The sequence below is a fragment of the Pseudomonas sp. Tn43 genome (genome assembly GCF_014192635.1).
Classification (GTDB): Bacteria; Pseudomonadota; Gammaproteobacteria; order Pseudomonadales; family Pseudomonadaceae; genus Aquipseudomonas.
This window is the reverse complement of record NZ_JACHYG010000002.1, coordinates 163,863-189,695: the sequence shown is the minus strand read 5'-3', so window position 1 is coordinate 189,695 and position 25,833 is coordinate 163,863. Positions and strand designations below refer to the sequence as shown.

Below are 25,833 nucleotides of genomic sequence, written 5' to 3'. Positions count from 1 at the left end.
TGACGCTCAGGCGTCCGGCGCTGCCTTGGCAGTCGGCTCACTGTTTTCGTAGATATACAGTGGCTTGGACTTGCCTTCTATAACGCTTTCATCGATCACTACTTTACTCACCTCGGACTGCGAGGGGATTTCATACATAGTGTCGAGCAATACACCTTCGAGAATCGAACGCAGACCACGGGCACCGGTTTTGCGTTCCAGGGCACGTTTGGCGACCGATTTCAGCGCGTCAGTCCGGAACTCCAGGTCTACACCTTCCATCTCGAACAGCTTGGCATACTGCTTGGTCAGTGCATTTTTCGGCTCGGTGAGAATCTGCATCAACGCAGCCTCATCAAGCTCGTCCAGCGTGGCAAGCACCGGCAGACGACCGACAAACTCCGGGATCAGACCGAACTTGACCAGATCGTCAGGCTCGACTTCACGCAGGGATTCACCGACTTTCTTGCCTTCTTCCTTGCTGCGCACTTCCGCGTTGAAACCAATGCCACCCTTGGTGGAACGGTTTTGAATAACCTTTTCCAGACCAGAGAACGCACCACCGCAGATGAACAGGATGTTACGGGTGTCGACCTGAAGGAATTCCTGCTGCGGATGCTTGCGACCGCCCTGAGGCGGAACAGAGGCAACCGTACCTTCGATCAACTTGAGCAGGGCCTGTTGCACGCCTTCACCGGAAACGTCCCGGGTGATCGACGGGTTGTCAGACTTGCGCGAGATCTTGTCAATTTCATCGATATAGACGATGCCCATCTGGGCTTTTTCTACATCGTAATCGCACTTCTGCAGCAGCTTCTGAATGATGTTCTCGACATCTTCACCGACATAACCCGCCTCGGTGAGGGTGGTTGCGTCGGCGATGGTGAACGGAACGTTCAGCAAGCGGGCCAGTGTTTCGGCAAGCAGGGTTTTACCCGAGCCTGTCGGGCCGATCAGCAAGATGTTGCTTTTGCCGAGTTCGACGTCGTCATTTTTTTTGTCACGCTGGTTCAAACGCTTGTAGTGGTTGTACACCGCTACGGCCAGAACCTTTTTCGCACGCTCCTGACCAATCACGTACTGATCAAGGATGCCGCTGATTTCTTTAGGCGAAGGCAATTTATGCGCGCTGCTTTCGGCCTGGGCTTCCTGCACCTCCTCACGGATGATGTCATTGCACAGGTCGACGCACTCGTCGCAGATAAAGACCGAGGGGCCGGCAATCAATTTGCGTACTTCATGCTGGCTTTTGCCACAGAAGGAGCAATAGAGCAGCTTGCCGTTGTCCTCGCCGTTGCGGGTGTCAGTCATTCGTTCGATCCAAATCCGATAGGCTTGCAACACAAGATGAAGGCTATTGCGGGCTTTTTCAAGCCCGCAGGTGATCGGACCTGCCGACCCACCTTATTTTGAGCTGCTTAATTTAAGCGGGGCGCTGATTGATCACTTCATCGATCAACCCGTATTCACGCGCGGCTTCTGCACTCATGAAATTATCGCGGTTGGTATCGCGCTCGATTTCTTCAAGCGTGCGCCCGCTATGCTTGGCCATCAGCGTGTTGAGACGCTCACGAATGAAGAGGATTTCCTTGGCATGGATTTCGATATCCGAGGCCTGGCCCTGGAAACCACCCAGTGGCTGGTGAATCATCACACGCGAGTTCGGCAGGCAATAACGCTTGCCCTGGGCACCGGCCGTCAGTAGAAACGCGCCCATGCTGCACGCTTGACCAATACAGGTGGTCGACACGTTTGGCTTGATGAACTGCATGGTGTCATAGATCGACATGCCTGCCGTCACCGAACCGCCCGGCGAATTGATATAGAGATGGATGTCCTTGTCCGGGTTTTCCGCTTCAAGGAACAGCAGTTGCGCACAGATCAGGTTGGCCATGTAGTCCTCTACCGGACCAACCAGAAAGATCACTCGCTCCTTGAGAAGGCGCGAGTAGATGTCATAGGCGCGTTCGCCACGAGCAGATTGCTCGACAACCATCGGGACCAGGCCGCCTGCGGCCTGGATATCAGAGTTCTGCTGAATATACGAATTACGGAACATGCTCTGCAGTCACTCCCAAATAGTTATGTCTTGAATACGCATAAGCCAGCTCGAGAGCTGGCTTATGGTGTGTGCTTCTTACCGCAAAAACAATCAGTCGGCTTGTGGAGCTTCTACCGGCTTGACCGCTTCTTCGTAAGAGACCGATTTGTCGGTCACGCTAGCTTTCTGCAGAACAGTATCCACAACTTGCTCTTCCAGCACAACCGAACGAACTTCGTTCAGTTGCTGGTCATTCTTGTAGTACCAAGACACAACTTGCTCAGGCTCCTGATAAGCCGAAGCCATTTCCTGGATCATCTCGCGAACGCGGGCTTCATCAGGCTTGAGGTCGAATTGCTTGACCACTTCAGCCACGATCAGACCCAGCACAACACGGCGCTTGGCTTGCTCTTCGAACAGCTCGGCCGGCAGTTGGTCAGGCTTGATGTTGCCGCCGAACTGCTGAACAGCCTGCACGCGCAGACGGTCAACTTCATTGGACAGCAGAGCCTTTGGCACTTCGATCGGGTTGGTGGCCAGCAGACCGTCCATAACCTGATTCTTGACCTTGGATTTGATCGCCTGACGCAGTTCGCGCTCCATGTTCTTGCGAACTTCGGTGCGGAAGCCTTCCAGACCGGTTTCCTTGATGCCGAATTGAGCGAAGAATTCTTCGGTCAGCTCTGGCAGTTTAGGCTCGGAAACGGTGTTCACGGTTACAGTGAACTCAGCGGCTTTGCCTGCCAGGTCGAGGTTCTGATAGTCCTCAGGGAAGGTCAGGTTCAGAACGCGCTCTTCGCCGGCTTTAGCGCCAACCAGACCGTCTTCGAAGCCAGAAATCATGCGACCGGAACCCAGTACCAGCTGGGTGCCTTTGGCGGAACCGCCAGCGAACACTTCACCGTCGACTTTGCCGACGAAATCGATGTTCAGTTGATCTTCGTTCTGGGCAGCGCGATCGGCAACTTCGAAACGAGTGTTCTGCTTGCGCAGGATTTCCAGCATCTTGTCCAGATCGGCGTCTGCCACGTCAGCGCTCAGGCGCTCGACAGTGATGCCTTCGAAACCGGCAACGGTGAACTCAGGGAATACTTCGAAAGTAGCGACGTATTCCAGGTCCTTGCCTGCTTCCAGGGATTTAGGCTCGATCGAAGGCTGACCAGCCGGGTTCAGCTTCTGCTCAACCACAGCTTCGTAGAAAGAAGACTGGATCACGTCGCCTACAGCTTCCTGGCGAGCGTCAGCACCGAAACGGCGCTTGATTTCGCTCATTGGCACTTTGCCTGGACGGAAGCCAGCAATCTTGGCCTTTTGGGCGGTCTGCTGCAGACGCTTGTTGACCTGGCTCTCGATGCGCTCAGCCGGCACGGTGACGCTCATGCGGCGCTCAAGAGCAGTAGTATTTTCAACAGAAACTTGCATGGATATTCCTCGTTGCACAGACGTTAGCCGGCCGTTTCCGACCCCAGAATCAAGGGCATGCATTCTAGTGGGTCAAACTCAAGAAGTCACCCTACTGAAAACGGGTAAAAAAGCAGCAGGCAATTTATAGGCGGGGACAAACGGTTGTGCCTCGCCTTGTTAGCAAATACAGCCAGTCATGCCAGGGCTCTGCCCCCATCCTTCTATATATAGAAGCATTCGGCAATACATCCCTGACAGTCGCCCCTGCGAAGGGGATCGGCGGGCAAATCGAGCATCATCGAGAAATATAAATACGATGAACCACAACCTGCAGCCGCCAATACTCAAACCACTGAAACAAAAAAGGCGCCAGACTGTTAAATCTGGCGCCTTTCGAAATATGGGGTGGACGATGGGGATCGAACCCACGACAACGGGAGTCACAATCCCGTGCTCTACCAACTGAGCTACGCCCACCATATTGCGTGACAAAGAAGCCAAACAACTTCTTTGCTGAGCCCCAACCAAGCCGACTGGCAAGAGTGAAGCTTTATTTGGTGCGGATGAAGAGACTCGAACTCTTACGCCTTGCGGCGCTGGAACCTAAATCCAGTGTGTCTACCAATTCCACCACATCCGCGGATTGAAGCTGTTAAAGCAAAGGCGCCAGATTGTTAATCTGGCGCCTTTCGAAATATGGGGTGGACGATGGGGATCGAACCCACGACAACGGGAGTCACAATCCCGTGCTCTACCAACTGAGCTACGCCCACCATATCGCGCTACTTGTGCCAAAGCTGCCTAATGGCGCACCCGGCAGGACTCGAACCTGCGACCATCCGCTTAGAAGGCGGATGCTCTATCCAGCTGAGCTACGGGCGCCTTGTTAATCTGTACCCTTGAAGGACTACAAACTAAGTGCTTTACAGTCTTGCGGAAGCGTAACTCCGCTCGACCTTCTCAACCAGTGCTAGGCTGTGCCCGACAAGTGCGACGAATAGTATAGAGCCCCCCGGAGGTCGTCAAATCCTTTTTAAAAAAAATTCATTTAATTAAAGGAGTTAGGGGAATTTGCAGACCAAGCGCCTTTGCCCTCACCTCATGACATGCGAGAATGCGCTCTCTTTTTTTCCCCTCTCGATGGTTAATCACGCGCAATGACTGCACAACTAATCGACGGCAAATCGATCGCCGCCAGCCTGCGCCAGCAGATCGCCAAACGAGTCGCCGAGCGTCGCCAGCAAGGTCTGCGCACGCCAGGCCTCGCGGTGATCCTGGTCGGCAGCGATCCTGCCTCTCAGGTTTATGTCTCGCACAAGCGTAAAGACTGTGAAGAGGTCGGCTTCCTTTCCCAAGCCTATGACCTGCCTGCCGAAACCACTCAAGAAGCACTGGCCGATCTGATCGATCGCCTGAACGAGGACCCGGCAATTGACGGCGTTCTGCTTCAGCTGCCCCTACCCGAGCATCTGGACGCCTCCAAATTGCTGGAGCGCATTCGTCCTGACAAGGATGTCGACGGTTTCCACCCTTATAACGTCGGCCGTCTGGCCCAACGTATTCCGCTGCTGCGTCCGTGCACACCAAAAGGCATCATGACGCTGCTGGAAAGCACCGGTGCCGATCTGTACGGGATGGACGCGGTCATTGTCGGGGCGTCCAACATTGTTGGCCGTCCGATGGCAATGGAACTGCTACTGGCCGGTTGCACCGTGACCGTTACCCACCGTTTCACCAAAGACCTGGCGGGCCATGTCGGTCGCGCCGACCTGGTGGTAGTGGCCGCTGGCAAGCCGGGCCTGGTCAAAGGTGAGTGGATCAAGGAAGGCGCGATCGTGATCGACGTCGGCATCAATCGCCAGGAAGACGGCAAGCTGGTCGGTGACGTGATCTATGAAACCGCCCTGCCCCGCGCCGGCTGGATCACTCCGGTGCCGGGTGGCGTTGGCCCGATGACCCGCGCCTGCCTGCTGGAAAACACGCTGTACGCCGCGGAAACGCTGCACGGCTGAGTTCACCCTGGCTTGCAACGCCGCATAAAGGAACCCCGCCAGTCGCGGGGTTCTTTTTGCCTGCAGAAAAAACTCGACCATCCGCCGGAAAAAACCGTTTTTATCGGGCGCCCAGGCACTTTCATCGAACATCGAACAACCATCGACAGTTCTTCAGCCATACTCCTAAAATGCGTCGCTTTTTAAAGAAACAGCCCGTTACAAAACGGTATATCCACCTTTTATGAGTCCGCCAGCGTGAAAATCCGTCTTTCAATTCTGAGCCTGTTTTTTGCATTTACAGGGACTTTCACCACGCCAACGATCAACGCTGCAGAAACCACCGCCGCACCTCGAGACACCTCACAACTGAAGATCGCTTCCGGCAGTGTCTTGCTGATGGATATGCAAACCAACAAAGTGATCTATGCCAGCAACCCTGACGTCGTAGTGCCAATCGCATCCGTCAGCAAACTGATGACTGGTCTGGTGGTGGTAGAAGCCCGGCAGAACATGGACGAATATCTTTCCATCAACATCAGCGACACCCCGGAAATGAAAGGCGTGTTTTCCCGGGTCAAGCTCAAAAGCGAATTGCCCCGCCGAGAGATGCTGCTGATTGCCCTGATGTCCTCGGAAAACCGTGCAGCTGCCAGCCTGGCTCATCACTATCCGGGCGGTTATGTTGCGTTCATTGCCGCCATGAACGCCAAAGCCAAAGCGCTGGGAATGACCAGTACGCATTTTGTCGAACCGACAGGCCTCTCTCCTCGCAATGTGTCCACCGCTCGCGACCTGAGCAAGCTGCTGATCGCTGCACATAAATACCCGCTATTGACTCAACTGAGCACCACCAAGGAAAAAACCGTCAGGTTCCGTAAACCCAATTACAGCCTGGGTTTTCGCAACACCGACCATTTGGTCAACAAGCCAAACTGGGACATCAGACTGACCAAAACCGGCTTTACCAACGCGGCCGGTCACTGCCTGGTGCTGGTGACCCATATGAGCGATCGGCCAATGGCACTGGTGATTCTCGATGCCTTCGGCAAGTACACGCACTTTGCCGATGCCAGCCGGATTCGCAGCTGGGTCGAAACCGGCAAGAGCGCCAGCGTGCCGGCCGTAGCCCTGCAGTACAAATCCGACAAAAATCTCAAGCATCGCCAAACCGGCGTGGTTGAAGCATCGAAATAAACCCCAAACGCCTCCAAAATAAAAAAACCCCGAATTTTCGGGGCTTTTTTTATCCAGGACTAATCATTGGGCAACGGCATCTGATCGTCATCCGGAATGCCATCCCCCGCACTTGGGTCTTTCCAGCCTTGCGGATGCTTGGTGGGTACCACGGTCGGCCTGGCCAACGGGTCCCGCAATGGGCTGTCCGGGTCCATCACCGGATCCAGATCCGCCTCGGGGGTGGTTGGAACACTGTCTGGAGGATCTGGACGTTTGTCGTCGAAGCTCGAATCGGTAGACATATGCACCTCACTAGGACTTGGGTTTGAGATCGCCAAGTGGATCGTAAGGCTTCGCGGGAGCCTTTTTTCCCGCCTCACCCGGCTTTACATCCTTCGGCGCTTTGGCAGGGCCGATGGGATCGACCTGAGGATCGGCGAGGTCCGGAGAATCGGGGTCGAAGCCCAACTCATTATCAGACGAATGCTCGGATGAGTGCGGGCCGACAGGGGTATTGGAATGAGCCATGGGCGCCTCCTGATCACGACCCGGTAAAGTAACCGGGCCCTTTATATGAGAGACCAATAACCCTGAGTGGTGCCCTGCAAGATGACGAACGGAACTACGGTGCGCTCAACGCTTTTTTCGCCCGGGCTGCCGCTCGTTCTTGACCTGACTGGGCAAGATCGCTCGCCGCTTTCAGCCAGCGCTGCTGATCGACATTGGCCGGAATCTGGTCGGGCTTCTGGATCAATACGGCCCAGCCACCGGCATTCTCGAACGCCGATTCAAAGGCGCTGAACCCCATCAGCAACCGACGATCCATCCCGGCGCGCAGCAACACTGTCTGTTTCTGCCGGTTATAACCGGCAAGGATGGCGTATCGGGGTTCTGCCCAGAACGCCGCGCCTTCAGTGAAGCGCACCATTACCGGGTAACCGGCCGCAACCTGGGCCAGCAGCGCCGGCAAATGGCTGTCGAGGGGATAGACCACCATCCCGTATTCACGGGCAAGATCTTGCATGTTCTGCTGCAAACGGTCCTCGGCACCCGGCAAATGCAGGGGTTTGTCGAGCAACCCCGGGGTTATCACGATGCCCTGCCCGGACAGCAGGCTGGCCAGCACCTGGGGCCCGCTTTGGTAACTTTGCCCTCGATAAAATGTACCGCTGAGTTCGACACGCTCTGGCAGACGTTTGATCTCAGGCGCCACGCTTCCCGCACAACCCGCCAGGCCGGCAACACAGCCAGCGATCAGCACTAAAGATCGAATTCGAGAAAATACCCGCACCATCATCACTCTCTTGTTCAAACGCCGGGTATCGGCACTCCCGGCTTGGCCGTCGATCATAGGACGCCGCACGGCAGCGGTATAGCCTTAACCGGCAGTTGATTGCATTCGATAGAGCGAACAGGTTGGTGCCAAACGACCTTTGGTCAATAGCCTGAAATACAGCAAGGGCTAGACTGTCAGTTGCAAAGTGTGTGCGAGTGCCCGATGCAGGGCAAAGAGGAGGCACTGATGAGCCTGACAATGACCATTGTAATGTTGATCTTCGGCTGGCTGGCCGTGGCCACAGCCATGCTGTGGGGCGTTTTGCGCATTACCCGCCGGCATCATCACCACCCGGCTCAATCGGCGCCCGCGGCGAAAACCGATCAGCCGGCTGCCCGCCCCGTCACCGCGCACTGACCGGCGTTTCTCGATTATCCAAACGAAAACGGCCGCCTGGACTTTTTTCAAGTTCAGGCGGCCGTTTCATTTAACGAAGGTTACGCTTGAGCGGCGATGCGCTTCTGCTTTACCCGACGCGACAGCATGTTCAAGCCTTCGATGGTGGCCGAGAACGCCATGGCCGCGTAGATGTAGCCTTTCGGTACGTGGGCGCCGAAACCTTCGGCGATCAGCGTCATGCCGATCATGATCAGGAAGCCCAGCGCCAGCATCACCACCGTCGGGTTGTCGTTGATGAACTTGGCCAGAGGGTCTGCGGCCAGCAACATCACCAGTACCGACACCACCACCGCGATGATCATGATGGGCAAATGCTCAGTCATGCCGACGGCGGTAATGATGCTGTCGATGGAGAACACCATGTCCAGCATCAGGATCTGACCGATCGCAGCAGCAAAACCCAGGGTCACGGTCGAGGTGGCCGAGGTCGGATCATCCGGCGCCGGGTCCAGGCTGTGATGGATCTCGGTGGTCGCCTTCCACAACAGGAACAGGCCACCGGCAATCAGGATCATGTCCTTCCAAGAGAACGCCTGGCCGAGAATATCGATCACCGGCTCGGTCAGTTGGACGATGAACGCAATGGTGCTCAACAGCGCCAGGCGCAGGATCAACGCCATGCCAATACCGATGCGCCGCGCTTTCTGGCGATGCTGTTCGGGCAGTTTGTTGGTGAGGATCGAGATAAAGATCAGGTTATCGATGCCGAGTACGATTTCCATCACCACCAGCGTGGCCAGGGCGACCCAGGCGGTGGGGCTTGCAGCAAGTTCTAAAAAATATTCCATGGGTCAGTCCTGACTCGTTTAAACGGTTTAGATTTCCTGGGACGAAGAGTCGGTTTTGTCCGTCTCTTTGGCCGATTGTTCTTTTTTACTGATCAAACCGCCCGTGGCATCGCTAAGCGCTTGCTCTGCCGCTTTGTGGGTATCGTCAATCGCCTGTTTGGCGCTTTCGGCAGCCTTGCCCATCAATTGCTGAGCGCTTTTCTCGGCCTGGTCGCAACCGGCCAACACCAGTAAAGACGTGATTAACAGTGCCGTGGTTTTAAGCTTCATGATGCTTCCCTCGATAGAACAGACAGAACCGAAAAGGCGATCCGTCGATGACGAAGCATTCTAAGGAAGCAAACACTTCAGAAAAATTCGTATTTTCAGCGGTTATACTTCGGTTTTGACGAATCCATATGGCGTACGCCTACGGATGATGTGAACAAGGGGTTTCACCAACATGTTGAATTACCGGCAGCTGCATTATTTCTGGGTGGTGGCCAAGACCGGCAGCATTGTGCGCGCCTGCGAGCAATTGAACCTGACGCCACAGACCATCAGCGGGCAGATTTCCCTGCTCGAGCAAACCTATGGCATCGAGTTGTTTCGCCGGGTCGGCCGGCAGCTGGAACTCACCGAAGCCGGGCGTCAGACGCTCCCTTACGCCGAGCAGATGTTCCAACTCGGTGGCGAACTGGAATTGATGCTGCGGGCGCAGCCCAATGAGCAACAGATTCTGTTTCGGGTAGGCGTCGCCGACGTGGTGCCCAAATCCATCGTTTATCGCCTGATCGCACCGACCATGGAATTGAGCGAGCCCCTGCGTATCACCTGTCGCGAAGACAAACTGGAACGCTTGCTTGCCGACCTGGCGATTCAGCGCCTTGACCTGGTGATTTCCGACAGCCCGATGCCCTCCAATCTGGACATCAAGGGCTACAGCCAGAAGCTCGGCGAATGCGGCATCAGCTTCTTCGCCACCACAGAATTGGCGACGCGGTATGGCCAGCAATTCCCCCACAGCCTGCACGGCGCCCCACTGTTGATTCCCGGGCCGGAAACCGTGGTGCGCAGTCGCTTGCAACGCTGGTTTGCCGAACAGCAGATCCAGCCGCGGATCGTCGGCGAATTCGACGACAGCGCCCTGATGCAGGCCTTCGGCCAATCCGGCAGCGGAATATTCATCGGCCCGAGCGTGATTGCCGACGAAGTGAAACGCCAATGCGACGTGGAGTTGATCGGCCAGACCGATGCGGTACGAGAGTCGTTCTACGCCATCTCCGTGGAACGCAAAGTCAAGCACCCCGGCATTGTCGCCATTACCGAAGGCGCCCGACGCGAGCTGTTTGTCGAGATGTGAGGCCTCAGGCGCAGATTTCCCGAGGCTTGAACGTCATCAGCGCCATCGCCAACAAGATCGAGACCAGGATAAAAGCGGCCGCCGCGAATCCCAGGCCACCCAGGCCCACATGGTCGATCACTCGCCCACCGACCATCGCGCCCAGACCGATTCCGAGATTGGCCCCGGCGATGTTAAGCGATGCAGCGAAGGCCGGTGCTTCAGGAGCAGCCTTCATCAGGCGCACGTGGCTGACCAGGAACAGCGCGGCCTGAGTCACGCCCCAAATTCCCATCGCTGCCGCCAGACCGAGGGGTGAGTGAATGTTCGGCACCAAGGCCACCATGCCGGCAATCATGAAGGCACAGAATGTCACCGAAGCGATCAACGGATGTCGATCCACCGCACGGCCGCCCAGCGAGTTGCCGATCAAGCCGACCGCGCCAAAGCCCATCAGGCACCAGCCGACTACCGTGCCGTTGAAACCGGCAAGCCGCTCAAGAATGTCCGCCAGGTAGGTGTACGCGGTGAACATGCCGCTGAACACCAGGATCGATAACAGCACATGCCCCAACATCAATGGGCTGCGCAGGATTTTGAACTGCGAACGGAAGCTCACCTGATGCTGATGCAGGTTGGTTTTCGGCAGGTAGATAAACAGCAGCAACGCCTTGGCAAACGCGATCACCGCCAGAATGCCGAAAGCACTGCGCCAGCCGAACGCATCGGAAATCAGCGTGCCGACGGGAATGCCGAACACCGTGGCGCAGACAATGCCGAAACCGATCTTGGCGATCGCTCGCCCGGCGTAGTCCGGCCCAACGATATCCACTGCGGTTTCACTGGCCAACGCCCAGAACACCGGCAACCCCAGCGCCGGAATCAATCGCGCAATGGCCATCACCCCGATGTTCGGCGCCAGTGCCGCCAGCGTGTTGGCCAGGCCGAACATGATCAGCACACTGATGAACAGCTTGCGCCGTTCAAACCTTGCAAAGTACGCGGTCAGGAACGGTCCGAAAGCGGCCACGGTAAAGGCGAACAGGGTCACCAGCAAACCCGCTTGAGGGATGCTGACGTTCAGGTCACGGGCGATTGCCGGCAACAGGCCGACGATGATGAATTCCGTGGTCAACACCGTAAAACCGGCGGCGGACAACAGAAGAATGGGCAACAGCATGCAGAACTCCAGAAAACGACGACACCAGCGACAGCCCGAAGGCTCACTGGCAAAACTTGAAAATGAGGATGGCGAAGCTTAACAGAGTGTTTGCGGACGAGGTTGCACGAACCTGCAAATCGCGTTGAGCCATCGGGCGGCAGATCGTCACAGGTCTGAAGGATCATGGCTACGCTGTGATAAAGTCCGCGGCCCGCGGTACTTATACTTTGCTCATCGGCCTCAAGGCATTGATGTAGCGACCCTTCGGTTCCCTCCATGTGGCCTGCCCGGCTTTTTGCTGCATGAGTAGAACCCTGCACCCTAATAAAATCAGAGATGCCGTTATGACCGCTTCATCCCCTTCGCTCTTGCAACGCCTGAAACGCAGCAGCCTGGTCACCCAAATCATCATCGGCCTGATCGCCGGGATTGCCTTGGCGTTGTTCGCGCCCGAGTTGGCCAAATCCACCGCCTTCATTGGCAAAGTGTTCGTGTCGGCACTCAAGGCTGTCGCGCCGATTCTGGTATTCGTGTTGGTCATGGCGTCGATTGCCAACCATAAACATGGCCAGGAAACCCACATCCGGCCGATTCTGTTTCTGTATTTGCTGGGCACCTTCGCGGCAGCCGTCGTGGCAGTGGTCGCCAGTACGCTGTTTCCGTCGAGCCTGGTGCTGGCTACCCAGGATGTTGCGGTGAGCGCACCGGGCGGCATCAGCGAAGTGCTGCAAAGCCTGGCACTGAGCGTGGTCGATAACCCGGTCAGCGCACTGATGAACGCCAATTTCATTGGTATTCTCGCGTGGGCGATCGGCATGGGCATTGCGATTCGCCATGCCGGTGCAACCACCCGCGAGGTGCTGGGTGATTTGTCCAATGGCGTAACGGTTATCGTGCGGGTGGTGATCCGCTTTGCGCCGCTGGGGATCTTCGGCCTGGTGGCCTCGACCCTCGCCACTTCCGGTTTCGGCGCCTTGATCGGTTACATGCATCTGCTGGCCGTGTTGCTGGGCTGCATGCTGTTCGTGGCGCTGGTGATGAACCCGGCGATCGTGTTCTGGAAGCTGCGTCGCAATCCGTATCCGCTGGTATTCACCTGCCTGCGCGAGAGCGGCATCACTGCGTTTTTCACTCGCAGTTCGGCGGCGAACATCCCGGTCAACCTGGAGCTGAGCAAGCGTCTGGGTCTGCACGAAGATACCTATTCGGTGTCGATCCCGCTCGGCGCTACCATCAACATGGCCGGTGCGGCGATCACCATCACCGTGTTGACCCTCGCCGCCGTGCACACCATGGGCATCGCCGTGGATATTCCGACGGCCATCCTGCTCAGCATTGTCGCGGCAATCTGCGCCTGTGGCGCCTCGGGCGTGGCCGGCGGCTCGCTGTTGCTGATTCCGCTGGCATGCAGCCTGTTCGGCATCCCGAGCGAAATCGCCATGCAAGTGGTCGCGGTCGGCTTCATCATCGGTGTGTTGCAGGACTCGGCGGAAACCGCGCTGAACTCCTCCACTGACGTGTTGTTCACCGCAGCGGCGTGCCAGGGCGAGGATCAAAAGACCCAGAAAGCCCGGGAAGCCCGGCGTCTGGCGTAACAACGTTCCCGTAGGACAGCAAAACGAAAAAGCCCGCCAAGGCTTACACCTTGGCGGGCTTTTTTGTTCCTGGCGGTTTAGAACGCGCCCATGTAATCGCGCTTGCCCACTTCCACGCCATTGTGACGCAGCAGTGCGTAAGCGGTGGTGACGTGGAAGAAAAACTGCGGCAAACCGTAGCTCAGCAAGTAAGCCTGGCCAGTGAAGCGCTTCTCTTTAGGGGTGCCCGGACGGGTAACGATCTCGATGCCTTCCTTGCCGTTGATCTGCTCAGGCTTGATCTCGCCGATGAAGGCCAGAACCTTGGCGATCAATGCTTGCAGTTCGGCGAAGGTGGTTTCGGTGTCGTCATATTTCGGCAGTTCGACTTCAGCCAGACGCGCCGATACGCCTTTGGCGAAATCTACCGCGATCTGTACCTGACGCACCAACGGGAACATGTCCGGGTACAGACGGGCTTGCAGGAACGCGTTCGGGTCGATGTTTTTCGCGGTAGCGTGGGCTTCGGCCTTGCTCAGGTTGTTGCTCAGGGCATTGAGCATTTGCTGGAAAACCGGAACGGAAGCGGCGTAGAGGGAAATAGTCATGATTGGTCTCGTGTGGTGACAGGAGTAAAAACGTGGAGCGATTATAGCCATGCGCGACTGCCCTGCGGCTTGTCTTTTATCCTGCAAGGATTAGGCTAGTCGGCTTCGACTGCATGCTTCGACTGCATAGGGAAAAGCGCGATGAGCACTGAGCAAGAAACGACCTTCGACGAACCGCGGCTCAACAGCACGGAAATTCGTATTCTGGGCTCGTTGATCGAGAAACAGGCCACTAGCCCGGAAACTTATCCGCTGACGCTCAATGCGCTGGTGATTGCCTGTAATCAGAAAACCAGCCGCGAACCGGTGATGAACTTGAGCCAGGGCCAGGTCGGCCAGAGCTTGCGCGTCCTGGAGGGGCGCGGCTTTACCAGACTGGTGATGGGCAGCCGTGCCGACCGCTGGGAGCATCGGGTCGACAAGGCGCTGGAACTGGTGCCGGCGCAGGTGATTCTGACGGGGTTGTTGTTTCTGCGTGGCCCGCAGACGGTCAACGAACTGCTGACCCGCAGTGGCCGCATGCACGACTTCGAAGACGCCGAGCAGGTGGTGCATCAACTTGAGCGTTTGATCGCCAGAGGCCTGGCGCTATTGATCCCGCGCCAGGCTGGCCAGCGCGAAGACCGTTACATGCATGCACTGGGCGATCCGGCGGACATCGAAGCGATCCTGGCTGCCCGACAGAATCCGGTGGAACGTAGTACCAGTAGCGGCGTGTCGGTTGAGCGAATCGAAGAGCTTGAAGCGCGGATTGCGGCACTGGAAGAGCGCTTGGCTCGCCTCGAATAGCCAAACAGACGCCCGTGCTTGCCCCCGTTGGGTCGCGAAGCGGCCTCGGCATTTCAAATTAAAATCCCAAGTAACAGGTTTACGACTGCTTCGCAGCCGAACGGGGGCAAGCCCCCTCGCCACGGGTTTGCGTTCAACTCTTGGGGGGTTGGCAGGAGACCGAGTGGGCAAGTCCGTTCCCAACGCTGGACCTGTGGGAGCGGGCTTGCCCGCGATGGGGCCAGTACAGTCAACTGTCAGCTGCGGGCAAACGCCACGGCTTTGCGGAATTGCTCATCAGTCGGCCGCACGCCGGTGTACAACACGAACTGTTCCAGTGCCTGGATCGCAATCACTTCCAGCCCGGTGATGACCCGTTTGCCTTCGGCACGACCGCGCACGATTAACGGTGTTTCCGAGGGGATTGCTACCACATCGAAGACAGTCTCGGCCGCAGCGATGGCTTCTGGCTCGAACGCCAGTTGATCCGCTTCCGGCCCGCCCGCCATGCCAATGGGCGTGACGTTGATCAGCATCCGCGGGCGGTCGCTTCCCAACTCCGCCTGCCATGAGTAACCCAACGATTCAGCCAATGCACGCCCGGCGGGCTCGTTACGGGCCACGATTACGCCGTTTTCGTAGCCGCCATCACGCAACGCACTGGCCACAGCCTTGGCCATGCCGCCGCTGCCGCGCAGGGCAAAAGTCGAATCCTTGGGCACTTGATGGGTTTCAAGCAATTGGGCAATGGCAATGTAATCGGTGTTGTAAGCCTTCAGGTGACCGTTGGTGTTGACGATAGTGTTGATCGATTGGATAGCCTCAGCCGATGCATCCAGCTCATCGACCAACGCAATACAAGCCTCCTTGAATGGCATCGATACCCCGCACCCCCGAATGCCCAAGGCGCGGATGCCGCCCACGGCGCCCGGCAAGTCCTGGCTGCTGAAAGCCTTGTAGTAGAAATTCAGACCCAGTTGTTCGTACAGATGGTTGTGAAACCGCAGGCCGAAGTTGCCGGGACGCCCCGAAAGCGACATGCACAATTGAGTGTCTCTGTTGGGGTTCATCTGCATTGCAATCTCCTTCAATAACACTTTCAGATGGACGGGATTAGCCATTCCATCAGGTCTGATCAATCATAAAAGCCTGTCCACGGTAGGCACACAGGAGCGTAAAGAAGCCGGTACAGACCTTACACAAAATTTACCCAATGGCTGTGCTGATTTTCAGAAAAAAGCTGTCTTAGAAGTATCCCCGCGACAACTTGAGTCTATTGCAGACGCGAGCGCCGGGTCGAAGAACCGAGGAACTATCATGATCCGTAAAATCCCCACAGTAGCCCTGCTGATCGGTGCTCTCGCTATCGCAGGGCAGGCAGATGCAGGTGGTCGTGGCTGGGAAGGTCCGGCTGTGTTTGGTGCGATCGTCGGCTCGGCAATCATCGGCTCAGCAATTATCAGTCGTGACCGGCCAGTGTATGTCGAGCAACCGGTTTACGTGCAGCCACAACCGGTATACGTGCAGCCACCGCCTGTTTATTACCAACCGGCGCCGGTGTACGTACAACAACCGATCTATTACTACCGCCCGGCCCCTATCTATTACGGTCCGCCACGTGCGTATGGTCCACCGCGCGGCTATTACGGCCATCCCCATGGCTATTATCGTGGCGACCGCTGGTAACACGCTCATCAGGCCCCGCTGTAACAGCGGGGCCTTTTTATGACCACTGGCTGGACGCAGTCTGAATACATCTCGCCAAGGTCGCTGTCGGGACAGTATCGACAGCTAAAGTTGGTCATATTGATGCCATGTCAGGTCCGCAAGCTTGGAACTGTCCATAAACAACAGGTTGATAACAACTAGGACGGCCTACATGCCCACACAAAACCCGCATCGCATTGTCGGCTTGTGCACTTCCGGCAAGGTGTACAACGCACTGACCGAACTCAAACACCTGGAAGGCCATCGCAGCGCAAAGTTTCTCTCGCTGCTGGCAGAAAACCTGGTGCGCAAAGGCCTGCTCAATGAGCGGGAACTGGTGCATATGCTCGATCAAGTAGTGGATTGAACGCAGGACTCATTGGCATCAATGACGACTATCGAAAGCGTTGATTGTCCGTTCAAGCGTCCGATCCGTAAGGTAGCTCCATAGATTAATGGAGGTACTTATGACTCAGGTCCAGATCATGTCTGTTATCGGCAGCGCCGTTCCCGCAACGCTCAGGGCGAGAGGGTTACTCGCTTGTTGGTATCTGATGCAGGACGGCGAGGCTATCAGTGGTCCACTCACCTCGCTTCCCGCCGCCCAAGCCTTGTCACAACGTATCGGCTCGGGCCAGCTCAGTGCTTAAGGCAGCTGAATTTTTGGCTTGGAATCGATGAAAATCGCCCAGCTCGATACGAACAATGCCGCGATCAACGGGCCGATGACAAAACCGTTCAAGCCAAAAAGCGCCAGGCCGCCCAAGGTCGAGATCAGGATCAGGTAGTCTGGCATTTTGGTGTCCTTGCCCACCAGGATCGGTCGCAGGACGTTGTCCACCAGGCCGATCACGAATACGCCAAACAACGTGAGCACCGTGGCCTGCCACATCGCGCCAGTGAACAGGAAATACGCTGCAACCGGTATCCAGACGATCCCCGCGCCCACCGCTGGCAACAGCGACAGAAACGCCATCAACACCGCCCAGAGCAGTACGCTCGGGATGTCCAGAAACCAGAAAATAAAACCACCCAATGCCCCTTGCGTGATCGCCACCACCACGTTGCCCTTCACCGTGGCTCGCACCACACGATTGAACTTGAGTTGCAAACGGCGCTTCTGGGTATCTTCCAGGGGTATCGCCGCACGTACTTTGCGCGCCAGTTCGGACCCGTCCCGCAGGAAGAAAAACAGCAGATAGAGCATGACAAAAAAACCCACCACGAACTCGAATGTGCCCTGACCAAAACTGAACGCCTTGGTCGCGACAAACTGGCTGCCCTGCATCGTGCTCTTGATGATTTTTTCCCGTAACCCGCTCAGCTCGCCCATGCCGAAACGATCGAGCACGTACTGAAAATACGGCGGCAGGCTTTGCTTGAACTGTGACACATACCCGGCAATGTCCAGTTCGCCGCTTTCGATTTTGTTGTAGAGCGCCGCACCTTCTTGAACCAACAAGGTACTGATGGTGATTACCGGCAAGATCGCAATCAGTACACAGAGAATCAAGGTGCACAGGGCCGTGAGATTGTGGGGCAAGCCGAACCTGCGTTGCAGTTGGTGCTGCAACGGCGCAAACAGAATACCGAGAATGACCGCCCAGAACACCGCACCGTAAAACGGCAGCAGAATCCAGATGAAGGCGATGCTCACCAGCGTCAGCAAGACCATCAGCGAGGTGTTTTGCAGCTTCGTTTCGTTCATGTCCGATCCATGTCAGTGCGCAGGGGCGCCGTTTGCGCGTTCTGGTATTTAGTCCGCCACGGCTCGCACGAGTGCCATCCGTTTATTCATCAAGCATAGATCCAGATCAATAAACCCCACGGATAAGCCATTTACCCTTGCCGGCTTTTGCGATCGATACTGCCATGACCTGCGCCATGACGCTCACGCCCCCGGAATTGCTTGCACCTGCCGGCACCCTGAAAAACATGCGTTATGCCTTCGCCTACGGCGCCGACGCGGTATATGCCGGCCAGCCGCGCTACAGCCTGCGGGTGCGTAACAACGAATTCGACCATGCCAACCTCGCCCTCGGCATTACCGAAGCCCAGGCTCAGGGCAAACGCTTTTACGTGGTGGTGAACATCGCCCCGCACAACGCCAAGCTCAAAACATTCTTGAAGGACCTTGAACCGGTAATCGCCATGGCGCCGGATGCGCTGATCATGTCCGACCCCGGTTTGATCATGCTGGTACGTCGGCACTTCCCGCAGATGCCGATCCATCTCTCAGTACAGGCCAACACCGTGAACTGGGCCAGCGTCGAGTTCTGGCAGCAACAGGGCTTGAACCGGATCATTTTGTCCCGCGAACTGTCGCTGGAAGAAATCGCCGAAATCCGTCAGCAGGTCCCGGCGATGGAGCTGGAAGTGTTCGTCCACGGCGCGTTGTGCATGGCCTATTCCGGGCGCTGTCTGTTGTCGGGCTATATGAACAAGCGCGACGCCAATCAGGGCAGTTGCACCAACGCCTGTCGCTGGAAGTACTCGGCGACACCGGCCAGCGAAAATCAGCTCGGTGAAATCGTCCAGCAGTTCCGCCCCGAACCAACCCTGGGCATCGGCGCGCCGACCGATCAAGTGTTCTTGCTACAAGAAGCCAATCGCCCTGACGACCTGATGCCGGCATTCGAGGACGAACACGGCACCTACATCATGAACGCCAAGGACTTGCGCGCCGTGCAGCATGTGGAGCGTCTGACGCAAATGGGTGTGCATTCATTGAAGATCGAAGGCCGGACCAAATCGCATTTCTATTGCGCGCGCACGACTCAGGTGTATCGCCGCGCAATCGATGATGCAGTGGCAGGCCGAACGTTTGATCGCAGCTTGATGACCGACCTTGAATCCCTGGCCCAACGTGGTTACACCGAAGGTTTTCTGCGTCGACATGTGCATGATGAATATCAGAACTACCAGAATGGCAGTTCGGTTTCAGAGCGCCAGCAGTTCGTGGGCGAGTTGACCGGCGAACGCCGGGATCGGCTGGCGGAAGTGCGGGTAAAGAATCGCTTTGGTCTGGGCGATCACATGGAACTGATGACGCCCAAGGGCAATTTCCACTTCGATTTGCACCAGTTGCAGAACGCCAAAGGCGAGGCGGTTGACGTGGCACCGGGGGACGGGCACACGGTGTATTTGCCGATACCGGATGCGGTGGATCTGCGCTTTGGGTTATTGATGCGCGATGTCAACATGAACCAGGGAACCTGAGCGACAAGCCCTTCGTGCAGGAACGCAATTCTGTTCACTTAAGAGTCTTGAGTCAGTGAGTAACCTGTGGCGAGGGAGCTTGCTCCCGCTTGAGTGCGTAGCACTCACAAAAATCAGTGATTGTTATCAGATTTTTGGGGCCGCTACGCAGCCCAATGCGAGCAAGCACGCTCGCCACAAAGGTTGGCATGACAGAGAGTCGCGCCTGTAGGAGCGAGGCTTGCCCGCGAAAACGACTGAACGACTCACGAATACCGCAACGCAGTAGCCGGCTCCACTTTCGCTGCCCGCCAAGCCGGATACACCGTCGCCAAAAAGCTCATGATGAAACCGGCGGAACAGATCAACAACACATCCGCGCCCTGCAGTTCCGACGGCAAGTTACTGACAAAGTACACGTCGGAACTGAAGATGTGTTGCCCGCTGACCCGCTCCATCCAGCCCACCAGTTCACTGACGTTCAGCGCTGCAATCACGCCCAGCACGCCGCCAATCAAAGTGCCGACGACTCCGATCACCGTGCCCTGCACCATGAAGATCGCCATGATCTGCCGAGGTGTCGCGCCGATGGTGCGAAGTATCGCGATGTCCGCGCCCTTGTCGTTCACCACCATGATCAGGGTGGCGATGATGTTGAATGCCGCCACTGCAACGATCATCAGCAGCAGCAAGCCGATCATGGTTTTTTCCATCTTCATCGCGCTGAACAGACTGCCTTGGGTGTGGGTCCAGTCGTCAGCCTTGTAGGCAGCGCCGAGGCCTGTCGCGATGTCGCTCGACACTTGTGGGGCGGCGTACAGGTCCTTCACCGCCAGGCGCACGCTCTGCACCTGATTCGGTTGCCAGTGTTGCATCTGCGCGGCATCAGCGAGGTGGATCAGCGCCATGGAGCCGTCCAGCTCGGCGCCAACCTTGAACACGCCGACCACATTCAGTCGTTGCATGCGCGGGGTGATGCCGCCCGGTGCGGTGCTGATTTCCGGCACGATCAGGGTGATCCTGTCGCCAACGCTCAAGCGAAAGCGTCGTGCGGTGATCTCACCGATCACCACGCCGAACTCGCCGGGCTTCAAGGCATCCAGACGCCCCTGAACAATGTGCTTGGCAACGATCGACACCTGGCCTTCCAGCGCCGGGTCGACACCACTGACCTGGATCGGCTGCATCGTGCCCTTGTAGGACAGCATGCCTTCCATCTCGGTGAACGGCACCGCCGCCATCACTTCAGGATTCTTCATCGCCGCGGCGGCCACCGGCTGCCAATCGTCGATAGGGTTCACACCGACGATGGTCGCGTGGGGCACCATGCCGAGAATGCGCGAGCTCATTTCGCGCTGGAAGCCATTCATTACCGACAACACCACGATCATCGCCAGCACGCCCAGGGCGAGGCCGATCATCGAGGTCATCGAGATGAAGGAAACAAAGCGATTGCGGCGCTTGGCGCGGGTATAGCGCGCGCCGATAAAGATCGATAACGGTCTGAACATTCGCTGGGCACCGTATAAAAATAAAAGACCCGACGTACTGTTCAGTACGCCGGGTTTCGGTCAATCAGATGGGGGTCAGGTAACCTTCCTGCAAATGCAGGACGCGATCCATCTGGCGAGCCAGGTTCATGTCGTGGGTCACCACCAGGAACGCGGTGCGCATCGAGGTGCTGAGTTCGAGCATCAAATCCTGAATGCCCTGGGCGGTGTGGGAGTCGAGGTTGCCGGTTGGCTCGTCGAGCATCACCAAGCCTGGCTTGTTCACCAGGGCGCGGGCGATGGCCACACGCTGGCGTTCGCCACCGGACAATTCTGCCGGCTTGTGCTCCAGACGATGGCCCAGCCCTACCCGCTCCAGCAACGCCGTCGCACGCTGACGCGCTTCGGGGATCGCGGTTCTACCGATCAGCAACGGCATGCAGACGTTTTCCAGCGCGGTGAACTCAGGCAGCAAGTGGTGGAACTGGTAAACGAAACCCAGCGACCGGTTGCGCAGCAGGCCACGGGCCTTTTCGTTCAGTGCCGAGAGTTCTTCACCGGCCAGCCAGACGCTGCCCTTGGTCGGCGTATCGAGGCCGCCCAGCAGGTTGAGCAAGGTACTTTTGCCCGAACCCGAGGTGCCGACGATCGCCACGCGCTCACCGGGGTGCAATTCCAGTTGCAGACCCGCCAGAACCTCTACCGATTCCGGACCTTCCACGTAGGATTTGCCCAGGTTGCGGCAGCTCAAGATTGCTTTATCACTCATGCCCGACTCACTCATAACGTAGCGCCTCCGCAGGCTGGGTGCGCGCGGCACGCCAGGCTGGATACAGGGTGGCGAGGAAACTCAGAACCAACGCGGCGGCGCAGACCATCAACACGTCCTGGCTCTGCACTTGCGACGGCAGGTAATCGATGAAATACACGTCAGCGTTCAGGAATTTATGGCCGATCAGCCCTTCAAGGGCAGAGATCGCGGCGCTGACGTTCAGTGCGGCGAAGATCCCGACCACCGCGCCGATCAGCGTACCCACCACACCAATGACCGTACCCTGGACCATGAAGATAGCCATGATCTGCCCTGGCGTAGAGCCGAGGGTGCGCAGGATCGCGATGTCGCCCTTCTTGTCGTTCACCACCATCACCAGCGTGGAAATGATATTGAACGCCGCCACGGCGACGATCAGCAGCAAGAGCAGGCCGATCATGGCTTTTTCCATGCGGATTGCTTGATACAGGTTGCCGTGGGTTCGGGTCCAGTCGCGAGCGTAATACTGATCTTCGCCAAGTTGCTGAGCGATGGTCCACGCCACGCGTGGTGCCTGGAACAGGTCATCGAACTTCAAGCGCAGGCCCTGCACCTGATCCGGCTTCCAGCGGTGCAGCTTCGCCAGATCCTGCAGATGGGTGATGCCCAGATAGCCGTCGATCTCGCCGGCGCCGACATGAAAGATGCCGACCACGGTAAAGCGCTTCATGCGCGGGAACATCCCGGCCGGGGTCACGGTGACTTCCGGCGCGACAAACGTGAGTTTGTCGCCTACCGCCACGCCGAGCTTGGCCGCGGCCTTGTCGCCGATGACGATGCCGAAACTGCCCGGCGCCAGGTCATCGAGTTTGCCCTGCTGCATGAAGTTATCAATGATCGACACCTGCCGTTCCTGCACAGGGTCGATGGCATTGAGCAGCACTTTGGAAACCTTGCCGTTGTTGGTCAGCAATCCCTGCATCTGGACGAAGGGCGCGACCGCCGCCACCTGTGGATTCTGCTTGACCTGGGCGGCCAGGCTTTGCCAGTCGCTGATCGGCTCACCGGACTCGATGGTCGCGTGGGGCACCATGCCCAGCACGCGGGTGCGCATTTCATGATCGAAGCCGTTCATCACCGACAGCACGACGATCATCACGACCACGCCGAGGGCGAGTCCGATCATCGAGGTCAGGGAAATGAATGACACAAAATGATTGCGACGCTTTGCACGGGTATAACGCGTGCCAATAAATACGAAGAGAGGTCTGAACATGTCGGGGCTTGTTCGGAGGGAAAAGGAACGTCCTTGTGGCGGGGGTCGATAACCAGCTTTACACTCAGACCACCGCCGCTACCATGGGTTCGCCATGTCGACATTAGATGAAGAAGATCGCCGCGAATACTACCGTATCGAGGACACGATCGCACTGGAAATTCAGCCCCTGTCTGCTCCCGAAGCCGCAGGCCAGGAAGTGTTGCAGGATGCTTCCCCTCTATTCAACCTGCTCAGCGAGCTGCACCTCAGCGAATTCGAATCGCAACACCTGTTGCGACAGATCAGCGAACGCGACCGGACCATCGCCGCATTCCTGAAATCCCAGAACAAACGCATCGATCTGCTGAGCCAGGTAGTCGCCCTGACCGTGCTCGGGCAGATCGGCGAACCGCAGCCAGTGACCCTATCCGAGGGAGGCATCGACTTTCAGCATCCGACGCCCATCGCCACCGGCGCGCATCTGTCGATCAAACTGGTGCTGATGCCGCAAGCCCTTGGCCTGCTGCTGCGTGCCCGCGTCACCCATTGCGACCGCAAGGGCGAAGGCTACGATGTCGGCACCGAGTTCGAATACCTGTCCGATGCCCAACGACAATTGCTGGCCCGTTATATCTTGCAGCGACAGGCACAAGAACGACGCCTGGCTCGTGAACAAAACGAATCAGGCATTTAATTTAAGGAATAACCGTGACCCTTATCTACGGCCACCGCGGCGCCAAGGGCGAAGCACCGGAAAACACCCTGACCAGCTTTCAGCAATGCCTCAAGCACGGCGTGCGCCGTTGTGAGCTGGACTTGCATCTGTCCAAGGACGGCGAGTTGATGGTGATCCACGACCCGACCCTCAAACGCACCACCGAGCGCCGCGGCAAAGTAGTCGAGCATACCGCCGCGGAGCTGGTGACTTACGACGCACGCAAGGGCGGCCCGGGCTGGATCAAACCTTGCCCGATCCCAAAGCTGGAAGAACTGTTCGAGAAATGCGACTTCGAGCACTGGCAACTGGAAGTCAAAAGCGCATCACGCACCCGTGCCGCGACCACCGTGCTGGCGATTCGCGAAATGGCGCAGCGTTTCGGCATCCTGGACAAGGTCACGATTACCTCGAGTTCACGCGAAGTATTGAAAGCCGCGGTGGACCTGGTGCCGGACATCTCTCGCGGCCTGGTGGCCGAATACGCCTGGCTCGACCCGTTGAAGGTCGCGCAAAACTATGGCTGTGAGATTCTGGCGCTGAACTGGACCCTGTGTACGCCGGAACGCCTGCAGAAGGCGCAGCGCCAGGGGCTGCATGTGTCGGTGTGGACAGTCAACGAGCCCGCGCTGATGCGCAGACTCGCCGACTTCGGCGTTGACAGCCTGATTACAGACTTTCCCGGTTTGGCCACTGCCACGCTCGAGAATTGCTGAAATCGGTCTCCCCGGCCGGCTCAGGCCACCGGCCGGAGCCGCTCAAAAAAGCCGGTTGAGGCCATCGTACGCCGCTACCCGATAGGCTTCAGCCATGGTCGGGTAGTTGAACGTCGTGTTGACGAAGTACTTCAGGGTGTTCAGCTCACCCGGCTGACTCATGATCGCCTGGCCGATGTGCACGATCTCCGACGCCTGATAACCGAAGCAGTGTACGCCCAGCACTTCCAGGGTATCGCGGTGGAACAGGATCTTCAGCATGCCTTGCGGCTCGCCGGCAATCTGCGCACGCGCCATACCCTTGAAGAACGCCTTGCCCACTTCGTACGGCACCTTGGCCTGAGTCAGCTCCTGCTCGTTCTTGCCGATCGAGCTGATCTCCGGAATGGTGTAGATGCCGGTGGGCACATCGTTGACGAAGCGCCAGCTGCCATTGTCGACGATGCTGCCAGCGGCCGAACGGCCCTGGTCGTGGGCGGCACTGGCCAGGCTCGGCCAACCGATCACGTCACCGGCGCCATAAATATTCGGCACGCAGGTGCGGTAGTTTTCGTCGACTTCGATCTGGCCACGGCTGTTGACCTTCACGCCGATATTTTCCAGCCCCAACTGATCGGTATTGCCGGTACGGCCGTTGCACCAGAGCAAGGCATCGGCCTTGATCTTTTTGCCGGACTTCAGGTGCAGGATCACGCCGTTGTCCACGCCTTCGACGCGGTCGTAGTCTTCGTTGTGACGGACTGTGATGTTGTTGTTGCTGAAGTGATAGCTCAGCGCCTGGGAAATTTCCGAGTCGAGGAAGCTCAGCAACTGACCCCGGTTGTCCACCAGCTCGACCAGCACACCCAGGCCACTGAAGATCGAGGCGTATTCGCAACCGATCACGCCAGCGCCGTAAACGATGAGTTTGCGCGGGGTATGGCCGAGGCTGAGGATGGTGTCGCTATCGTAGATACGCGGGTGATGGAAATCGATGTCGGCCGGGCGATACGGGCGCGAACCGGTGGCGATGATGATGTGCTTGGCCACCAGTTTTTCGACCACGCCGTTGGCGCAGACCACTTCGATGGTTTGCTCGTCAGCAAAGCTGCCGGTACCGAAGAACACGTCGACACGGTTACGGGCGTAGTAACCGGTGCGCGAGGCGACTTGTTTGGAGATGACTTTTTCGGCGCTTTTCAAAACGTCCGGGAACGAGAACCAGCGCGGCTCACCAATGGCCCGGAACATCGGGTTGGTGTTGAACTGCATGATCTGCCGGACCGAGTGACGCAAGGCCTTGGACGGGATGGTGCCCAGGTGGGTGCAGTTGCCGCCGACCTGGCGACGGCTATCGACCATCGCCACCTTGCGTCCTGCTTTGGCGGCATTCATTGCCGCGCCTTCTCCGGCCGGGCCGGAACCCAACACCACCACGTCGTAGTTGTAGACAGCCATGCATACTCCTC

At 57.6% G+C, this 25,833-nt stretch carries 28 protein-coding genes and 4 tRNA genes; 12 read left to right on the top strand and 20 right to left on the bottom strand.

Features of this window, described 5'->3' with window-relative positions:
* Positions 1-6: 6 nt before the first annotated feature.
* The 7 genes from clpX to FHW68_RS05140 form a co-directional block, all read right to left on the bottom strand.
* Positions 7-1,290 (bottom strand): ATP-dependent Clp protease ATP-binding subunit ClpX, encoded by a 1,284-nt coding sequence (gene clpX / locus FHW68_RS05170; protein WP_008048848.1) that lies wholly within the window; start codon positions 1,288-1,290, stop codon positions 7-9.
* Between the two features lie 112 nt (positions 1,291-1,402).
* Positions 1,403-2,038 (bottom strand): ATP-dependent Clp endopeptidase proteolytic subunit ClpP, encoded by a 636-nt coding sequence (gene clpP / locus FHW68_RS05165; protein WP_007901795.1) that lies wholly within the window; start codon positions 2,036-2,038, stop codon positions 1,403-1,405.
* 93 nt (positions 2,039-2,131) lie between these two features.
* Entirely contained in the window at positions 2,132-3,442 is a 1,311-nt protein-coding gene (gene tig / locus FHW68_RS05160) for a trigger factor (protein ID WP_183679153.1), read from the bottom strand.
* A gap of 383 nt (positions 3,443-3,825) precedes the next feature.
* A tRNA-His gene (locus FHW68_RS05155) sits at positions 3,826-3,901 on the bottom strand.
* A gap of 78 nt (positions 3,902-3,979) precedes the next feature.
* Positions 3,980-4,064 (bottom strand) — tRNA-Leu (locus FHW68_RS05150).
* 57 nt (positions 4,065-4,121) lie between these two features.
* Positions 4,122-4,197, bottom strand: a tRNA-His gene (locus FHW68_RS05145).
* Between the two features lie 32 nt (positions 4,198-4,229).
* Positions 4,230-4,306 (bottom strand) — tRNA-Arg (locus FHW68_RS05140).
* A 275-nt stretch (positions 4,307-4,581) separates the two neighbouring features.
* On the opposite strand from FHW68_RS05140, the gene folD reads away from it, so the two are divergent.
* Entirely contained in the window at positions 4,582-5,436 is an 855-nt protein-coding gene (folD, locus tag FHW68_RS05135) for a bifunctional methylenetetrahydrofolate dehydrogenase/methenyltetrahydrofolate cyclohydrolase FolD (protein ID WP_095633953.1), read from the top strand.
* 237 nt (positions 5,437-5,673) lie between these two features.
* Complete coding sequence (gene pbpG / locus FHW68_RS05130; RefSeq protein ID WP_095633954.1) at positions 5,674-6,612, top strand: D-alanyl-D-alanine endopeptidase; 939 nt, start codon at positions 5,674-5,676, stop codon at positions 6,610-6,612.
* Between the two features lie 59 nt (positions 6,613-6,671).
* Here the strand turns inward: pbpG and FHW68_RS05125 are convergent, their stop codons facing one another.
* The 3 genes from FHW68_RS05125 to FHW68_RS05115 all read right to left on the bottom strand — a co-directional run bounded on the left by FHW68_RS05125 (position 6,672) and on the right by FHW68_RS05115 (position 7,945).
* On the bottom strand, positions 6,672-6,896 hold the full coding sequence (locus FHW68_RS05125; protein WP_095633955.1) for a hypothetical protein: 225 nt from the start codon (positions 6,894-6,896) through the stop codon (positions 6,672-6,674).
* 10 nt (positions 6,897-6,906) lie between these two features.
* Entirely contained in the window at positions 6,907-7,122 is a 216-nt protein-coding gene (locus FHW68_RS05120) for a DUF6021 family protein (protein WP_095633956.1), read from the bottom strand.
* Between the two features lie 94 nt (positions 7,123-7,216).
* Positions 7,217-7,945 (bottom strand): hypothetical protein, encoded by a 729-nt coding sequence (locus FHW68_RS05115; RefSeq protein ID WP_095633957.1) that lies wholly within the window; start codon positions 7,943-7,945, stop codon positions 7,217-7,219.
* Between the two features lie 171 nt (positions 7,946-8,116).
* Here FHW68_RS05115 and FHW68_RS05110 point away from each other — a divergent pair, with 171 nt between their 5' ends.
* Positions 8,117-8,287, top strand: coding sequence for a hypothetical protein (locus tag FHW68_RS05110; protein WP_183679151.1), 171 nt, complete (start codon positions 8,117-8,119; stop codon positions 8,285-8,287).
* 80 nt (positions 8,288-8,367) lie between these two features.
* Here the strand turns inward: FHW68_RS05110 and FHW68_RS05105 are convergent, their stop codons facing one another.
* Both FHW68_RS05105 and FHW68_RS05100 read right to left on the bottom strand, forming a co-directional pair.
* A complete protein-coding gene (locus FHW68_RS05105; RefSeq protein ID WP_095633958.1) occupies positions 8,368-9,117 on the bottom strand; it encodes a TerC family protein in 750 nt (249 codons plus the stop codon).
* 27 nt (positions 9,118-9,144) lie between these two features.
* Positions 9,145-9,387, bottom strand: coding sequence for a hypothetical protein (locus FHW68_RS05100; protein ID WP_095633959.1), 243 nt, complete (start codon positions 9,385-9,387; stop codon positions 9,145-9,147).
* A 172-nt stretch (positions 9,388-9,559) separates the two neighbouring features.
* On the opposite strand from FHW68_RS05100, the gene nhaR reads away from it, so the two are divergent.
* Positions 9,560-10,459 carry a transcriptional activator NhaR gene (gene nhaR, locus FHW68_RS05095; protein ID WP_095633960.1) on the top strand — a complete coding sequence of 300 codons (900 nt, stop codon included), beginning with the start codon at positions 9,560-9,562 and terminating at the stop codon, positions 10,457-10,459.
* 4 nt (positions 10,460-10,463) lie between these two features.
* Here the strand turns inward: nhaR and FHW68_RS05090 are convergent, their stop codons facing one another.
* A complete protein-coding gene (locus FHW68_RS05090; protein WP_183679149.1) occupies positions 10,464-11,618 on the bottom strand; it encodes an MFS transporter in 1,155 nt (384 codons plus the stop codon).
* A gap of 326 nt (positions 11,619-11,944) precedes the next feature.
* On the opposite strand from FHW68_RS05090, the gene sstT reads away from it, so the two are divergent.
* Positions 11,945-13,195, top strand: a complete 1,251-nt coding sequence (gene sstT, locus FHW68_RS05085) for a serine/threonine transporter SstT (RefSeq protein ID WP_183679147.1) — start codon at positions 11,945-11,947, stop codon at positions 13,193-13,195.
* Positions 13,196-13,272: 77 nt separating this feature from the next.
* On the opposite strand, the gene FHW68_RS05080 is transcribed toward sstT, so the two are convergent.
* Positions 13,273-13,782: a DUF1993 family protein gene (locus FHW68_RS05080; RefSeq protein ID WP_095633963.1), complete on the bottom strand. Its 510-nt coding sequence runs from the start codon at positions 13,780-13,782 to the stop codon at positions 13,273-13,275.
* Positions 13,783-13,923: 141 nt separating this feature from the next.
* On the opposite strand from FHW68_RS05080, the gene FHW68_RS05075 reads away from it, so the two are divergent.
* A complete protein-coding gene (locus tag FHW68_RS05075) occupies positions 13,924-14,571 on the top strand; it encodes a YceH family protein (protein WP_095633964.1) in 648 nt (215 codons plus the stop codon).
* A 236-nt stretch (positions 14,572-14,807) separates the two neighbouring features.
* Here FHW68_RS05075 and FHW68_RS05070 read toward each other — a convergent pair whose 3' ends face one another.
* Positions 14,808-15,626, bottom strand: a complete 819-nt coding sequence (locus FHW68_RS05070; protein WP_183679145.1) for a shikimate 5-dehydrogenase — start codon at positions 15,624-15,626, stop codon at positions 14,808-14,810.
* Between the two features lie 241 nt (positions 15,627-15,867).
* Between FHW68_RS05070 and FHW68_RS05065 the strand changes: the two genes are divergently transcribed.
* The 3 genes from FHW68_RS05065 (at position 15,868) to FHW68_RS05055 (ending at position 16,907) form a co-directional block, all read left to right on the top strand.
* Positions 15,868-16,236: a hypothetical protein gene (locus FHW68_RS05065; RefSeq protein ID WP_095633966.1), complete on the top strand. Its 369-nt coding sequence runs from the start codon at positions 15,868-15,870 to the stop codon at positions 16,234-16,236.
* A 193-nt stretch (positions 16,237-16,429) separates the two neighbouring features.
* Positions 16,430-16,624: a hypothetical protein gene (locus FHW68_RS05060; RefSeq protein WP_095633967.1), complete on the top strand. Its 195-nt coding sequence runs from the start codon at positions 16,430-16,432 to the stop codon at positions 16,622-16,624.
* A 100-nt stretch (positions 16,625-16,724) separates the two neighbouring features.
* Entirely contained in the window at positions 16,725-16,907 is a 183-nt protein-coding gene (locus tag FHW68_RS05055) for a hypothetical protein (RefSeq protein ID WP_183679143.1), read from the top strand.
* Here the strand turns inward: FHW68_RS05055 and FHW68_RS05050 are convergent.
* Complete coding sequence (locus FHW68_RS05050) at positions 16,904-17,965, bottom strand: AI-2E family transporter (protein ID WP_095633969.1); 1,062 nt, start codon at positions 17,963-17,965, stop codon at positions 16,904-16,906. The genes FHW68_RS05055 and FHW68_RS05050 overlap by 4 nt on opposite strands.
* 176 nt (positions 17,966-18,141) lie before the next feature.
* Between FHW68_RS05050 and yegQ the strand changes: the two genes are divergently transcribed.
* On the top strand, positions 18,142-19,476 hold the full coding sequence (gene yegQ / locus FHW68_RS05045) for a tRNA 5-hydroxyuridine modification protein YegQ (RefSeq protein WP_183679141.1): 1,335 nt from the start codon (positions 18,142-18,144) through the stop codon (positions 19,474-19,476).
* A 245-nt stretch (positions 19,477-19,721) separates the two neighbouring features.
* On the opposite strand, the gene FHW68_RS05040 is transcribed toward yegQ, so the two are convergent.
* From FHW68_RS05040 to FHW68_RS05030, 3 genes are all read right to left on the bottom strand, one after another.
* Positions 19,722-20,966 carry a lipoprotein-releasing ABC transporter permease subunit gene (locus FHW68_RS05040; protein WP_183679139.1) on the bottom strand — a complete coding sequence of 415 codons (1,245 nt, stop codon included), beginning with the start codon at positions 20,964-20,966 and terminating at the stop codon, positions 19,722-19,724.
* Positions 20,967-21,030: 64 nt separating this feature from the next.
* Entirely contained in the window at positions 21,031-21,714 is a 684-nt protein-coding gene (gene lolD / locus FHW68_RS05035) for a lipoprotein-releasing ABC transporter ATP-binding protein LolD (protein WP_168185125.1), read from the bottom strand.
* Positions 21,715-21,721: 7 nt separating this feature from the next.
* Positions 21,722-22,972 (bottom strand): lipoprotein-releasing ABC transporter permease subunit, encoded by a 1,251-nt coding sequence (locus FHW68_RS05030; RefSeq protein ID WP_095633972.1) that lies wholly within the window; start codon positions 22,970-22,972, stop codon positions 21,722-21,724.
* A gap of 94 nt (positions 22,973-23,066) precedes the next feature.
* Here FHW68_RS05030 and FHW68_RS05025 point away from each other — a divergent pair, with 94 nt between their 5' ends.
* Both FHW68_RS05025 and FHW68_RS05020 read left to right on the top strand, forming a co-directional pair.
* Positions 23,067-23,648: a PilZ domain-containing protein gene (locus FHW68_RS05025; protein WP_095634218.1), complete on the top strand. Its 582-nt coding sequence runs from the start codon at positions 23,067-23,069 to the stop codon at positions 23,646-23,648.
* Between the two features lie 14 nt (positions 23,649-23,662).
* On the top strand, positions 23,663-24,385 hold the full coding sequence (locus FHW68_RS05020) for a glycerophosphodiester phosphodiesterase (protein ID WP_183679137.1): 723 nt from the start codon (positions 23,663-23,665) through the stop codon (positions 24,383-24,385).
* A gap of 42 nt (positions 24,386-24,427) precedes the next feature.
* On the opposite strand, the gene sthA is transcribed toward FHW68_RS05020, so the two are convergent.
* Positions 24,428-25,822, bottom strand: coding sequence for a Si-specific NAD(P)(+) transhydrogenase (sthA, locus tag FHW68_RS05015; protein WP_030128406.1), 1,395 nt, complete (start codon positions 25,820-25,822; stop codon positions 24,428-24,430).
* Positions 25,823-25,833 lie beyond the last annotated feature (11 nt).

Bases quoted from the DNA above. Each gene is read 5' to 3' on its own strand.
- clpX (WP_008048848.1), bottom strand. From the start codon at position 1,290: ATGACTGACACCCGCAACGGCGAGGACAACGGCAAGCTGCTCTATTGC.
- clpP (WP_007901795.1), bottom strand. From the start codon at position 2,038: ATGTTCCGTAATTCGTATATTCAGCAGAACTCTGATATCCAGGCCGCA.
- tig (WP_183679153.1), bottom strand. From the start codon at position 3,442: ATGCAAGTTTCTGTTGAAAATACTACTGCTCTTGAGCGCCGCATGAGC.
- folD (WP_095633953.1), top strand. From the start codon at position 4,582: ATGACTGCACAACTAATCGACGGCAAATCGATCGCCGCCAGCCTGCGC.
- FHW68_RS05125 (WP_095633955.1), bottom strand. From the start codon at position 6,896: ATGTCTACCGATTCGAGCTTCGACGACAAACGTCCAGATCCTCCAGAC.
- FHW68_RS05120 (WP_095633956.1), bottom strand. From the start codon at position 7,122: ATGGCTCATTCCAATACCCCTGTCGGCCCGCACTCATCCGAGCATTCG.
- FHW68_RS05115 (WP_095633957.1), bottom strand. From the start codon at position 7,945: ATGATCGACGGCCAAGCCGGGAGTGCCGATACCCGGCGTTTGAACAAG.
- FHW68_RS05110 (WP_183679151.1), top strand. From the start codon at position 8,117: ATGAGCCTGACAATGACCATTGTAATGTTGATCTTCGGCTGGCTGGCC.
- FHW68_RS05105 (WP_095633958.1), bottom strand. From the start codon at position 9,117: ATGGAATATTTTTTAGAACTTGCTGCAAGCCCCACCGCCTGGGTCGCC.
- FHW68_RS05100 (WP_095633959.1), bottom strand. From the start codon at position 9,387: ATGAAGCTTAAAACCACGGCACTGTTAATCACGTCTTTACTGGTGTTG.
- nhaR (WP_095633960.1), top strand. From the start codon at position 9,560: ATGTTGAATTACCGGCAGCTGCATTATTTCTGGGTGGTGGCCAAGACC.
- FHW68_RS05090 (WP_183679149.1), bottom strand. From the start codon at position 11,618: ATGCTGTTGCCCATTCTTCTGTTGTCCGCCGCCGGTTTTACGGTGTTG.
- sstT (WP_183679147.1), top strand. From the start codon at position 11,945: ATGACCGCTTCATCCCCTTCGCTCTTGCAACGCCTGAAACGCAGCAGC.
- FHW68_RS05080 (WP_095633963.1), bottom strand. From the start codon at position 13,782: ATGACTATTTCCCTCTACGCCGCTTCCGTTCCGGTTTTCCAGCAAATG.
- FHW68_RS05075 (WP_095633964.1), top strand. From the start codon at position 13,924: ATGAGCACTGAGCAAGAAACGACCTTCGACGAACCGCGGCTCAACAGC.
- FHW68_RS05070 (WP_183679145.1), bottom strand. From the start codon at position 15,626: ATGCAGATGAACCCCAACAGAGACACTCAATTGTGCATGTCGCTTTCG.
- FHW68_RS05065 (WP_095633966.1), top strand. From the start codon at position 15,868: ATGATCCGTAAAATCCCCACAGTAGCCCTGCTGATCGGTGCTCTCGCT.
- FHW68_RS05060 (WP_095633967.1), top strand. From the start codon at position 16,430: ATGCCCACACAAAACCCGCATCGCATTGTCGGCTTGTGCACTTCCGGC.
- FHW68_RS05055 (WP_183679143.1), top strand. From the start codon at position 16,725: ATGACTCAGGTCCAGATCATGTCTGTTATCGGCAGCGCCGTTCCCGCA.
- FHW68_RS05050 (WP_095633969.1), bottom strand. From the start codon at position 17,965: ATGAACGAAACGAAGCTGCAAAACACCTCGCTGATGGTCTTGCTGACG.
- yegQ (WP_183679141.1), top strand. From the start codon at position 18,142: ATGACGCTCACGCCCCCGGAATTGCTTGCACCTGCCGGCACCCTGAAA.
- FHW68_RS05040 (WP_183679139.1), bottom strand. From the start codon at position 20,966: ATGTTCAGACCGTTATCGATCTTTATCGGCGCGCGCTATACCCGCGCC.
- lolD (WP_168185125.1), bottom strand. From the start codon at position 21,714: ATGAGTGATAAAGCAATCTTGAGCTGCCGCAACCTGGGCAAATCCTAC.
- FHW68_RS05030 (WP_095633972.1), bottom strand. From the start codon at position 22,972: ATGTTCAGACCTCTCTTCGTATTTATTGGCACGCGTTATACCCGTGCA.
- FHW68_RS05025 (WP_095634218.1), top strand. From the start codon at position 23,067: ATGTCGACATTAGATGAAGAAGATCGCCGCGAATACTACCGTATCGAG.
- sthA (WP_030128406.1), bottom strand. From the start codon at position 25,822: ATGGCTGTCTACAACTACGACGTGGTGGTGTTGGGTTCCGGCCCGGCC.